Raw genomic sequence first — 13,935 nt, 5'->3', positions numbered from 1 at the left:
AATTTGTTATAATTTTTACATACAGTTCGTATAGTAATTAGTTAAATATTATCTATGTTTTTCTAAGCATGAAAAAAGAAGGAAGTTTCCTTCCTTCTTTAAAACTTTTATTATATAGTTTTCTTTTCTTTGCCCTTCATCGCAAGATAAATTCCTGCCAAGGTCATTAGGATAACACCTAATATAGCAAATCCAATCCAAACTCCAGCAGAGCCTGTGAATGGTAGAACAGTTTTGTTGTTTCCAATTTGTATTGGATCGCTACCTTCTGGAATTTCCTCATAAGAATCAATCATAGTTCCATCTTCCTTAGATGAAAGTGTGATTGTCCTTTTCTCTATCAAGTCCTTGCCATAGTCTGCCTTGGCTAGTTTTAGAGTTTGGCTTAGCTTAATTCCATCTTTTAGGTTGCCAGTTTCAAACATGCTGTCAGCAAGATTTGCTTTAACCTTGATAGTTATAGGTTTATCTGTTGTGATAGGGTCTTTGCTTGCATTAGTCACGTCAATAGAATTGTTTAATAGAATATCTACTACTCTATGAAGATCTATTTTGATAAAGTTAGCTGAATTCTTAGAAATCACACCACTTATATCTTTTTCTTTACCATCTTCACCAACAACTACCGCGCTTATTATTGAAGAATTATCGCTCTTAAGAAGTGCTTCTAAGTTAGGATCTTTATTAATAGTTAAGGTAGAGGCAACGCTTGGATAGTAGGTTATAGAATTCTTATCCTTATTTATATCGAACTTAAATTCTACTTCATTAGTTGTTCCTGCTATCTTACTGATAGTTGTTTCAGTTCTAGTTTTCTCTTTTACCTTGCCATCTATTGCCGCAAATTCTTTTACGAAATCCTTAGGTTTGATATATCCACTAGGAGCTTTGATTTCCTTTAGGGCATAATATCCAGATTCGTAGAAGGTGAAGTCTACTAGACCGTCAGCACCTGTAGTGAATTTATCTACTGGGTTAAATCCTTGTGGAGGAGTTTCTCCTTCTTTTAGAACTAATCGTTCAACTTTTCCATCTGTAGTTTTTTCATATAGTTTAAGAAGTGCGTTAGAGTATTCTCCATCCTTGTCCTTCTTATACCAAATTTCAAACTCAGCACCTTTTAGTGGAGTATCTGTATTAGCTGCGTCAACTTTCTTGAAGCTTATTTTTTGTTCCTTCTTGTTTTCTATATAAATTGGAACAAGTCCTTCTTCCTCTACTCCAGTATTTTCATCAGAATCTGTAGTTTTTGTTTTTATCTTTCCGTTACTATTTACTACAAACTCGTAGACAGGATTTGTTAGAATCTTGTAGCCTTTTGGTGCGGATACTTCTTCTAACTCATAGAAGCCTGGTTTTAGTTTGGTAAATTCAAACTTACCGTCTTCGCCTGATGTTTTTACTAAATCCTCATTATTTTCACCCTTGACATAAGACCATTCATCTACAGCTTTTTGTTTATATTTTAGTTTAAACTCAGCATTTGCTAGAGCCTTGCCTTCTTGGTCAACCTTCCTGAACAATATTTTGTTTTCTGAGTTGACTGCTACTATTTCTGGTTTAACACTACCGCTTGCCTCATTTATAAATCGACGGACTGAATCATGTCTTTCTGCGTAGGTTGGTGAGTAATTAGTATTAAATTTAAGGAGTGTTCCGTGTGCTGTATACTCAGACTTATCCTCTTCAGCTACCCTTCCTGTTACCTTTATTATATAGGAATTATTCTTGTATATTCCATTATTAAAGTTAACACTTGCGTAGTATCCTTTTTCTAAAGTACGGAAAGAGTTTACAGTCTCGAAAGGATATAGGTTAGAACTATTTTCATTTACTCCAAATGATTCTGGCATATCTTCTGCAACATCATAGTTATTATATAAGTAACTTACAGACATATTGAAGTTTTCTATATTTTGGTCTGATACATATCTTAACTCAACAGGACCAGCTGTATTTTCTTTTAGTCTATTAACATAATAGTAATGAAGGAATTCACCTGTTTCTGGATTGTATTTTACAATCTTTGAAACAAGGTTGATCCTGTTTCCATAGATATCTTCTTCATGACCATAATCAAGGTCATAGATAACTTTCATATCCCTTAATTGACTTGTGTCATTTCCAATATAGAATCCAACTTTTTGATTACTAAACCTTCCGTCTGTTTGTTTAACCTTGTATAGGTCAATAAAGGAAGTTAGTTTGTTTGAAAATTCTACTAGAGAGTAAGTTTTTGCATAATCTGTAAATGTATAGGTTATAGTTCTCTTTTTCCTATCATAATCAGCCTTAGCTATAGTACCAATACCAGCTGCAATGATGTCTAAGTTTTCGATTCCACTTTCAAAGATTCCATTTAGGTCTGTTACATCACTCATCTTGAGTACGAAATAATCCCCTGGGTTTACCTTTACACTAGGATCAACCTCATATTTGTTGGCAAATTCCATACTTTCACCAAAGTGAGGATGAATTTCGTTTATCTTCTTTCTTGACTTATTGTCTGGATTTAGAACATACATATCTGTAGTACTGAGTTTAATCTTATCAGATAAATTTCTTCCATCTCTTGCGATAGGACCTGCATATGGATCTAAGCCTTCTCCACCTACTGTGAAGTTCCAAACTTGGTTAGTATTTACATATCCATCTGGTGATTCAATTTCTTCTAGTCTGTAGTTACCAATTGGCAATTTATCGAAAAGTATAGTACCATCTTCGCCAACAGTTTTAGTTGTTATTGAACCATTTGATAAGTTAGTTAATTTAAACTTAGCACCAGCTAAGAGATTGCTTGCCTTAATTTCATTACCATTTTGGTCGACCTTTTTAACTGTCATTTCACCTTCGCCTGGTTTTTCGTTTATGATTTTACCCATGTTCTTGGCAGTTGCACTTGTTACAAAGTCTATAAGTTTACCATCTTTTGCAGAAGTTTTGTCTTCTGGAACGTATTGGTAAACACCATTTGCATTGTCATATTCTAGGGAGATATAACCACTAGATGCAGGGACGATTTTGATTTGGTTTACTGGATATTCATTGTAGTATGAATTTCCTTTGTCATCAAATTGTTCCTTACCTACTACTATCATATCTTTTAGTAAAACTTCTTCACCTGTATCAGGGTTAACTATTTTACTTGTTTCTATATTTATATCTTTTGATTCTACTTCACTAATTTTAATCTTATTATTAGAATCTTTTGGATCTACCATTTCAAGGTTAGATAGATTATAAGTTGTTCCACCACTTTCAAATCTAACATTTACAGTTTTGATATCAACTATATCTCCATTTTCTGGGTCTACTACTTCCCCTGTGTTTGTCTTTACAGTTTTGATTGTGAAGTATAGAAGTGGATCAGTGATTGGCTTATATCCTTCTGGTGCTTTCACTTCCATTAGTCTATAACGACCTGGCTCTAAGTTTCTAAAACCAAAGTATCCGTTAAAGGCTGATCCTACATATGCTCCTGGTATATCGGTGTAGGTATTACCAATTTCCTTTTGTAGTTTGAATATTGCACCTTCAAGTCTGTTTGTTGTTACATTTTCACTATCAACCTTATCGTTTGGATTGTCACGACCGTGTTTAGAGAAGGTTACGTTGTATCTTTCTACTTCGTTTATTACATTCATGCCACTTTGTGGAATTTTTGTGTAATACTTGGATGAGTAAAGTGATTCAAGATCTATACTTGTTTGTACCCTTGTTCTCTCACTTTCTTTTAGTGGAGGATAAATACGTCCACCTGTTTTACCTAATTGTCCATCTGGTGATTTTTCAAATTTTGTTAATCCAAGGGCTAAGTTACCAGCTTGGTAAGAACCTTTGTCAACTTTTTTAAATATTATATTTCCTCGATTATCTCTACCGACTGCTTGTTGGAACTCTCTCGCTCCATCGTAGAAATCAAAGTTAAGCTCAAGTTTTTTCAAATCTTCTTCTGGAATAGTCTTTATATTTCCTTGTTTACTATCAATTCCAGTAAGAATTGCGTCATCATAGAAACCTTCAACGTCGATATAATATACGCCACCTTTATCGAGGTTCATTATATCTTCATCAAATCCCCAATCAAATGGTCTCCATCTTGCTGTGTTTAGCATAGTTACATCATTTTTAGACAAGTCATAATTGTTTAGAACTTTGTCTGCAAAACTATCATCATTTGGAGCACCTGTTATCTTGTAGGTTGATCTGTAGGCAGTTTTGACACCTTCTACATCTATAGTTGGTGCATTACCTGGCCCACGGTCAGTTTCTTCTCTTTTGTGTTTTGGATTAATTTGAATATTAATCTTGTCACTTCTTCCAGTATATCTTCTTGTATCAATATATATTCTTTGAATATATGTTTTAGATTCTGTATTGATACTTACAAGTTTAGACTTATACTTGATACCATTATCTGCTGTTTGAACTGATGTATTATCATAAGATTTATCAGTTTGTATATAGTCATAAGAAGTATGTTCTGGTCCCTTGTATTTAGCCTTTAGTTGACCTGCTTCTTCGTACACTTCTATATCAAAAGGAGCTTGTGGTTTCTTGTATCCAGATGGTGACTTAGTTTCTGTTAACCTATAGAAACCAACTGGTAGGCTTACTGGATTACCATCATCATCTACTAGCTTAACATTACCATTTGCATCTGATGTACCATGAACTTTCGTAAAGTTACCATCCTTAGTTTCGTAAGTACCATCAGTGTATTTTTCTAATTCAAATTCTGCCTTCTCAAGAATTCTACCATCGCTACCTCTTTTTATAATCTTAAGATCAAGACCTGTTTGTTTGTTGGTAATCTTGTAACCAGTATCTGGAATTAAGGTTGATCCTTCTGGAGGAGTGATAGGTTTTTCCCTAAATGTAGCAGAAATAACTACATTTCCTTTTGGCATCTTGAATGTGTGGGTATCGTTAGTTACTTCAACAGGTTTTCCATTTACTAGAAGCTTATCGAGTTCATATCCTTCATCTGCTTTTACTGTTAGAGTAACTTCTTCATTTTCCTTAGCACTTTGCTTATTAGCAATTACACTACCATTTGTAGCTTGATCTACTGTTATAGTAAATACTTTTGGTGGGATAGGCTTAAATGTTACATCAACTACAACGTCAGATGCTGGCATTGTGAAAGTATTTCCATTAACCGGAATCGGTCCATTACCACCCCTAACACTTATTGTATCTGGTTCGTATCCTTCATTTGGTTTTATAGAAATTGTAACAGTAGAACCTACTTCTGCAGTTTCTGGAACTGTGAAAGTACCATTGATAGGATTTTGTTTAGTTATTTTATAAGCTTTCCTTACAAATGTAGCATTAACTGTTACATCACCCGCTGGCATTTTAAAGGTATTATTATTTACTTCTACAGGCTTACCATTTGAATCTGTTACAGTAATTTCACCTAGTTTATAACCATCATTTGGTCTAATATCAGTTATATTAACTAATTGGTCAGTTTTTGCACTAGCTGGTAGGCTCATTGAACCATTTTCTATATTACCCTTTTTCACCGTATAGGTATTAGCTTCAAATTGTGCAGAAATTGTAACATCACTTGCTGGCATTGGGAACTTATTGTCATTTCTAATATTAATATTTCTACCAGTGGTGTTATTTGTTACAGTTGGACCAGATATTTTTCTATATCCTGCTTTAGGACTTACATCTTTTATCTCTACAAGTGGTCCATTTGTTGCCCAATCCATTGGTTCTGTTATGATTGTTCCACCTTCTGCCTCATAGTTGATACCATAAAGCTTAACTTTCTTAACTCTTGGATATGGTGTTATATTTGCACCGTCATACCTAATATATTTGACTAAATTTACAGGATCATTTATTCCTAAGTCTGACTTAACTTTAACTTTAAAAGTGATACTAGCTGTATCACCAGCAGGTATAGTTAGCTCATTATTTCTTATCCCTATTATTTTTTGATTTGAATCATAGCCACTATGCCATCTACTGGCATTTTCTGGATTGTTTGGATTACCGTTTTCTCCATCTGTATTCCATTTCCAAGTGTGGGTTGATCCACCTACAAAGGTGGAATTGTTATCGAAGGCTACTTCGAATCTCTTGTTAGATAGGGTTGAGCCAGTGATATTTTTCATATCATATCTGACTCTAAACTCATCATTGCCTAAATATTCTACACTTGAAGTTACATCTATTTGATTTCTAAATCTTTCATTATCTTTAAGATTTGAAACTTCATAGTCTATTTTACTAGTGTTAGCTCCAAGTGGATTTCTTGTATCTGGTAGAGTTGGTCCAATCTCTAGACCTGTATCTGCTGTATCAGAAAACTTATTAAGTCTATCTAATAAGATATATCTTGCTCTATTTATAGCTAATTCTTTTGATTTTTCTACTCTATTTGTACTTTCTTCACTAGTCTTGTTTGATTTGATATAAGCCTTGCCGTCTTTAGCAATAGTTACAGTCCATGTTTCGTCTGTCTTTTGATAGCCTGGTGCAGGTTGTGATTCTTCTAATTTATATACACCTGGTTTTAGGTTATCAAAGGCAATCATACCGTCAGAGCCAGTTGTCATATATCTTTCATTTGGACTATCGTCAGGACCAGTTAGCTTAAATACTGCACCTTGGATTGGTGTAGTTTTATCAAATTCTCTTACCTTTTTAATCTTGAATCCATAAGTTTTAGGCTCGTTGGTAACATCAAGTGATCCTTCTGCTACGTAAGAACCTACTATAGATCCTTCTTCTCTGGTTGTTGGGTCACTTTCTAGAATATCAGACACTCTTTCATAGTAGTCAGATTTCCAGTAAGTTTGTCCGCCTTCGTACCAATCCATTCCTGTACCTACTCCACCGTATATGCTTTGGTAAGGTATTTTGACATCAATTACTATTGGCTTATTAGTAGCTGGTAGGTCTAGTTTTAACCTTTTTTCTCCATAATGAGAATCATCCACTGATTTTCTTACAGATGAAGTTATATCTGTTTCATTAAAGTCCGCAAGTCTTAAATCAGAGATAAATCCAGTGACTTTGCCACTGGTGTTGCCACCTTGTTTTGGTTCAATAGTAAATACTTTGTATTCTTCATTGTCATACCAATCCATATTTGGATATTCTGGTTTTTCTCTATGAATTATCGCTGTAGAATCGCTAATTTGTCTTGCTTCTGGGTTTATTACATATCTTTGGATAACGTAATTTTTATCTTTATTGATAGCTACGATTCTTGTACCTAAGTATCTAGCTTCACTAGAGTTTGCAGCCCAGCCTGTAAGTCTATTATCATAGCTTGACCAGCCTGTTGTTGGTCTTTCCTTTACATTAACCCAATGAGTTCCTTCTTCACCAAGAATTGATTTAATCGTATTTCCTTCTGATTTTGAATAGTTATAGATTTTTGTTTTACCATTTTCTATTCTTAGAACCCATTTCTTGTTAAGTGGCTTGTAACCTGCTGGTGGCTCTACTTCTTCAAGGACGTAGTTTTTATTCTCTTGTGGAGTTCCGTTAAAGTCTACAATACCATTTTGATCTGATTTTGCATATATTGGGAAGTTTGTATCTTTGCCTTCTGGATCAGATATCTTAAATTTCGCTCCAGCAAGTGGTTTTCCATCGCTGTCTTTTTTGTAGACTCTAAATTTTTGTCCTGCTGGCTTGTTTGTTACTGGAATATTTATAGTATCTTTTCCTGTGTATTCTTCTCCTCCACCTATGATTGAAGTTGAAGTGATTTTCACATTTCCATCACTGTATACTGTAACATTCCATTCTTTAGTAGACTTGGTGAAGCCTTCTGGTGCCCTATATTCTTTTAGGGTGTATTTGCCAGGAGCAAGATTGTCAAAGCTAATCTCTCCGTTTTGATCTGATGTTCTATAGATTTTGTTATTACCAGAATCTGTTAGGACAAAGGTTGCACCTTGAAGCTTTTCATTTTGGTTTGCTTCATTTAGCTTAGTTATCTTGAAACTTCCTGGTACAAATTTTCTATTTATGATACCAACTACTTCTTTGGCAAATGAAGGTAATTGTTCACCTGTTTGATCTGCCTTAGAATAGTTATCATTAGGCCCTGTTACAAATGATGAGTTAAGTGATTTAGCTCTATTTCCATTTTCATCACCATTTGCCATATAGAAGGCTCTCCAGTGAGTGTTAAACTCATCTATATCTCTAATCCTAAATGTTTGCTCTATTAAATAAGCATCTTTTGTAGGATTAATCTTAGGTACAGATATAGTTAGTGGTGGATTTTTTGTATCATAAAGTGGACCAGAGCTTGTTACTTTGCTTGGATCATAGCTTAGATTGAATCCACCCTGTGATCTATTGTAAGCTTTTTCATGATCAATTTGTGCATGATATACAAGACTATAAATATCTGGATTTTGTTCAGGTCTTACACCCATTGACAATGGCATGTAGTCATTTACTGGTGGGTAGTAATCACGGTGAGCCTCGTATCTTTTAAGTGGTGGAATAGTTGTTTCATAGATTTTAACATCATCCAAGTAGTATGGAGGATCGTATTGGCCTTGCCAAGTTTCTTGCTTAGCACCTTGGTAGTTTGCAAATTTCCAGTTAAACCAAATTTTGTTGGCATTACCAGTTTTGTAATCACCTAGTGGGTTGTAGTAACCAATAGCTTTTACATACCAATTTCCATCATCTGCCTTATAAACATCTCTAAAGTAGTAGGCTTGACTTGGGAATTTGCCTACTGTGGTGTGCTTATCATAACCATCGTAGTCTGCATGGACTGTTATATTTTGTACTTGGTTGCCAACAATTGTTCCTGCTTTTTGATTTGGAGCAACTACATTGGTAAAGTCCCAATCTCCAGAGTGAGTTGCATAGAACTTAGATGGAATCATACCCTTAAGATCTATACTAAATGTTGTAAGACCATTGCTTAGTGAGTTTTCATTAAAGACATAAGTTAATAGGTTAGTCTTATAATTAAAGTATGGTTCTGCTATCATCTTTCCTTCGAAATATAGGTTTGGGAAAGTCTTGAAGTATTGGGTAAAGTCAAGGTTAGGATCAAATTGGATTTCAAATCTAGATCCTGGTGCTGCATTACTTATGGTAGCATCTAAGTGATATTTTAGGGATTCTAGTCTGTATGCTTCCCATACTCCTCTAAAGTTACCGCTTCCTTCATCATCATTTATAACCATGCTTTGATTTACACGAGTTACTATAGCAGTATCTTCTGTTTGACCACCTTCTTCTCTTTCTATATAGTAGTCAACTCCTGCTGTTGGCGATGCATCTGAGTCTTTAAACTTAGCATCGTAAGAAACTTGTCCGTCATCACTTACAGTTACTCTGAAATATACGTTAGATTTTTCATATCCTTCTGGAGCTTTCTCTTCTTCTAGGTAGTAGGTTCCTGTTGGATATTTTCCAAAGCTTACCTTACCATCTTCGCCAGTAATTTTGTTGGCGATTACAACTCCATTTTCATCTTTTAGGACAAATTCTGCTCCAGCAAGTCTATCTTTGTTTCCATCAGTAGAAGTGTCTGCAAATTTAGCCACTTCTATTTCACTTTTTGGAAGCTCTTCATTAGAAATTGTTACTGTTGGATGTCCATTTTTCTCAGAATTTTTGCTTAAGTTTACATTTGCTCTAATCTTAGATTGATTAGCTGGGGCATCTTTTGCAAGCCAATCATAAGATAAAACTGTACTATCTTTATCTCCAATATTGGCACTTACTTCAACTAAGAAACCCCAGTTGTCACCAAATCTTCCTTGAGGGAAAGTTATTTGGTAAGCATTATTTCCTGATAAAGGATTTTGTGCATTTGCTTTTCCTTCAATAGCTCCGTTATTATTTGGAGCTCCTAGAGTAATTTGACCTAGACTAGATAGTTCTTGATCAACGCTTTGATTATTCATAGAGGCAAAAATATCTGGTCTTTTGGAAGGATTTACATCATATACTTTAATATTTGAATCTCGTAAATTAACTTCTGGGATTGAAATATTAAATGTTGTATCCTTGTCAGTTCTTCCGCCCACTCTTTGGTCATATGGTTTTAGATATACATAGAATTTAAGATTTCCATTTTCATCAACTTTGCCATAATGTTGAGTATTCATGAAGTCTTTCCAGTTTGGATAGTCAGAGTGTTCTAATATATCTGTTTTACCAGAACCAGAAGAAAATTGAGCGTTTTTGCCTGATATGGAAACTTCGCCTTCATCTGAGATTGTGATAGTTTTTCCTTCTTGGTCAAGCTTGTAGCCTGCTGGTGCTTTAGTCTCTTTTAGAGTATAGGTACCTGGTTTGATGTTACTAAAGGTAGCTTCACCATTAGAATCTGTAGTTATTCCCATTTTTGCACCTAGTAGGTAGAAGTTTGCACCAGAGATTCTCTTTTCAGGATTATTTGCATCTACCTTTATTACAGTAAAGGTCGCAGGTGTTTTATTGTTATTTTCCACCAAGGCATTTGTGATGTAGTGATTTTTGGAGTTTACATCATAGTAGTTAGCATTTTCTTTAAATGTATACTTTTTATCACCTACTGAAATAATTTCAGTTGGTAAAGTTTGGTCCACCTTGTGGTCGATCATTGAAGCTTGACCGTCACCAGTTATATTCCAAAATCTTACATTTGGAACTGTAATTACTCTTTGATAGCCAGTTTCCTCATTTACATTGGTTTTCCCAAGCTTAGTTCCATCATTAGCTTTGATAGTTATATCTTGAGCTGGCATTTTCTCATAGCCGTCTACTAAGGACCAGTGTTGGTCAACTATTATGTCTTTATATTTAGAAATTGTAACTCCACCAACGCTGTAATCAGCTGGGTCATTTGGTGTATTTAAGTTTGTATCAAACTTATATACTCCGATATTTCCTACTGCTTGTGTGCCATCTGGATCAGTTTCTTTTGCTGGAACATTTGAGATAGTCGCTTCATCAGTTTTAACTTCCATCTGACCACTTGTGGTATTTATTCCATAAACTGCTCTTTTGCCAGTAGCTAAAGTTTGGTTTTCCAGACTTCTTGTTTCTAGTGGGAGACCCTTATTAGTATCTCCTGTAGATACCGCATCTGTTATAGTCCACTCTGCTGTTTTTTCTGATTTGAAGTCTCCTTTTATAGTAGTTCTGTTATTCATACTAGTACGGTTAGGAGAGTTTTCTTCTATTTTCTCTTGTGGGTATCCTTCTTTTAATATATGTCTTAGGGCACCAACCTTATTATTTTTAGCTGTAAGGATAGTTGATACATCGATCATATATGAAGCTTGTTTATTTGTTACTGGAGTATTGAAAGTATAAACAAGGGTTTTGACACTTTCATTTAGAGCGTGGTGTTTGGAGTCTGATATTCCAAGTTTTCCATCTAATTGATCTGTTAGGTCAACAGATTTTCTATTTACCTTAACATCCTTGATTTCTCCAAGACCAGAGCCTTCTACTGTAGTTAGGTTTAGTTTGTAGCCTAATTCTTTAAGGTCTACTGTAGAGTCAACTCTTAGTGTCCAGTTGATTCCAGTCATATCAATTCCTTCAACTACAGGATTTCCTACAATATCCATATTTACCTTGTAGTTCTCGTCATCTTCACCAATTATTTGGACTACATCATCTCTACCTTCTTCTATGATAGTTCCTGCTGGATTTCCGTTTTTGTCTATTTTTTCTGCTGGTAGAGATTTTGGATTTGTAACTCCTAGACCAGATATGCTATTTATGACAGTAAAGCTTTCTCCATCTGGAATGTTTTTTGTGTTGTAGTCGACATCTATATTTAGAAGCTTATTTATATCTTCATCTATATCTCTTACTATTTCGTACTTAATAGTATTTGAAGCTTGGTCATAGCGAGCTTTTGCTATTACATTTCCATTGTGGATAATATCTTCTAGGCTAGATGAATCTTTTACAGTTAGTTTTTTATCTAGGTGAATATTAAAATATTGACCAGCCTTGATTGGACCTTGTCTAGTAGAAGTATCGAAACGAGTTCTTATAGTGAACTTTTTATCTTCTAAGTTTGAAGTAGTAGTTTCATTTGCTCTAGCAAAAAGCAGGCTTGGGTCAAAGTTTATGTTAGCATCTTTTTCTATAAGAGCCTTTATGGCATCTTCATTGTCTGCCATAAGTTTAGCTTGGTCAGATCTTGATAGGTTATATTCACTTCCCAAAGATGTTAGCAGATTTTGAATTTCTACAAGTCCATTAGCTTCATCTTTTAAGGCAGCTTTTAATTTTCTGTCTGCCTTTTGGAGGTCAGACATGCCAAATACATTTTTAATAGTATTTAAAACTCCTGATGATTCTTGTTCCTTGGAAGATTCTTTAGTTTGTTTGTCTAGCTCTTCTTCGAAATCTGCTACAGCATTTTTGCTTTGGCTTTGGCTTAGTCCATTTTTATTTATTTGTTTTTCTTGTGTAGGGGTTTTTGTTTCTTCTGCTTTTTTATCTAAAGGATTTTTTTCTTCTTTAGTTTCTGCTTTCTTTTTTGATTTTTCTTCAGATTTTTCTTGGGGTTGTTTTTCTTCCTTTTTATTTTCTTGGTCTTTGTTTTCCTTTGAAGATTTGTTAGCTACTTCTTTTTTGTCTTTTGATTGTTCCTCATCAGTTTTTTCTGTAGTTTTATTTTCTTCCTTAGCTTTGTTTTCTTCTTTTTTATTTTCTTCAGGTAGAGGGTCATCTTCCTTAGTAGATTTATTTTCCTCTTTTACGAAGTGTGGGTTCTTTACTTCTCTATTGTTTACAGAGTAAGATTTAGCTTTTGTATTTTTAGGATCTACTTGGTTGGTGTAGGTTATCTTTAGAAGATATCCTGCTGGTAGATCGATCTTTGTTTCTTCTTGGTAAGGAATCTTGGTTGAAAATTCCTTTTGAATAGTAAATCCAGTTCCGCTTGCCTTATAATATTCTAGGGCAATTTCAGCTGTAGATGGATCTTGATTTTCATCTATAGAAATGTTATAGGTGATTTCTCTATTTGAGTCATCAGGGTCTGAAGATTTTTCCTTGGATATTATATAGTCAGAGTATGTGATATAATCCTTGTTATCTTCTTCGTTTTTCTTTATTGAAATTTTCTTTAGATCATCTGCACTAGCTTTAACCTTGGTTAGGACTAGCTCTTTAACTTCTGGATCTTCCTTAGATTCTTCTTCGATGAACTTGTGGGATGTTCTTTCAAGTAAGATATTTTCTTCTCCATTATCCACAGAGATATCCATTGAGTAGAACTTCTTATCGTCTATCTTGTCCTTGTCAATCTTAGCCTCTATTGTGTATTCAAGATTTTGTGTGTCTATTGTATTTACTGATAGACTAACAAGGTCTTTTCTCTCTTCGTCTTTTCCTTCTTCAAAATCTATGCTATCACCTGTGTCTAGATCTTTCACTTCTCTTACAGCGAGTGATTTTAGATCTTGGTTCTTGTTTAGTCCAAGGCTTAAGATTGCTTGTTTGTCTTTTAACATTCCTGTTAGCTTAACCTTATAAATTATGGTGTCATTTGCCTCATTTAAGCTCGCCTCAGTTTCTAATTTTGGCTCACTCTTTTCTTCTTCTATGATAGGATTTTCTTCACTATCTATAGCGTTCTCATCTTCTGTCATTATAGTTGGATATTCTTCTTCTGATTCACCTATGCCAAGAGCGTATACATTGGTTGGTATACACATAATTATGGCAAGAACTAAAGAGAATAACTTCACTATAAAATCTCTCAATCTTCTTTTCATGATAACCCCTTTCATCATTTATGTATAATAATCTAATAAAACATTTTCATTGGATAGACTTATTAGTTTCCTAATATAAATATTAGGCTGCTAATTTAAAAATAAGCCTACTCTCACTTATATTCCTACTATAATTCTATACGTTTTTGGGGAAAAATACAAGGATTTAGCATGTTATTTTAATAATTCGAAA

General features: G+C 34.4%; 1 protein-coding gene. It reads right to left on the bottom strand.

Annotation, left to right across the window (positions count from 1 at the left end):
• Positions 1–110 precede the first annotated feature (110 nt).
• Positions 111–13,742: a SpaA isopeptide-forming pilin-related protein gene (locus E0D87_RS04000; protein ID WP_242618432.1), complete on the bottom strand. Its 13,632-nt coding sequence runs from the start codon at positions 13,740–13,742 to the stop codon at positions 111–113.
• Between the last annotated feature and the right edge of the window lie 193 nt (positions 13,743–13,935).

It is taken from the genome of Anaerococcus vaginimassiliensis (assembly GCF_900626155.1).
GTDB lineage: Bacteria > Bacillota > Clostridia > Tissierellales > Peptoniphilaceae > Anaerococcus > Anaerococcus vaginimassiliensis.
This window is presented reverse-complemented; position numbering and strand designations above follow the sequence as displayed.

Coding starts and splice junctions, on each gene's coding strand:
- E0D87_RS04000 (WP_242618432.1), bottom strand. CDS start 13,742: ATGAAAAGAAGATTGAGAGATTTTATAGTGAAGTTATTCTCTTTAGTT.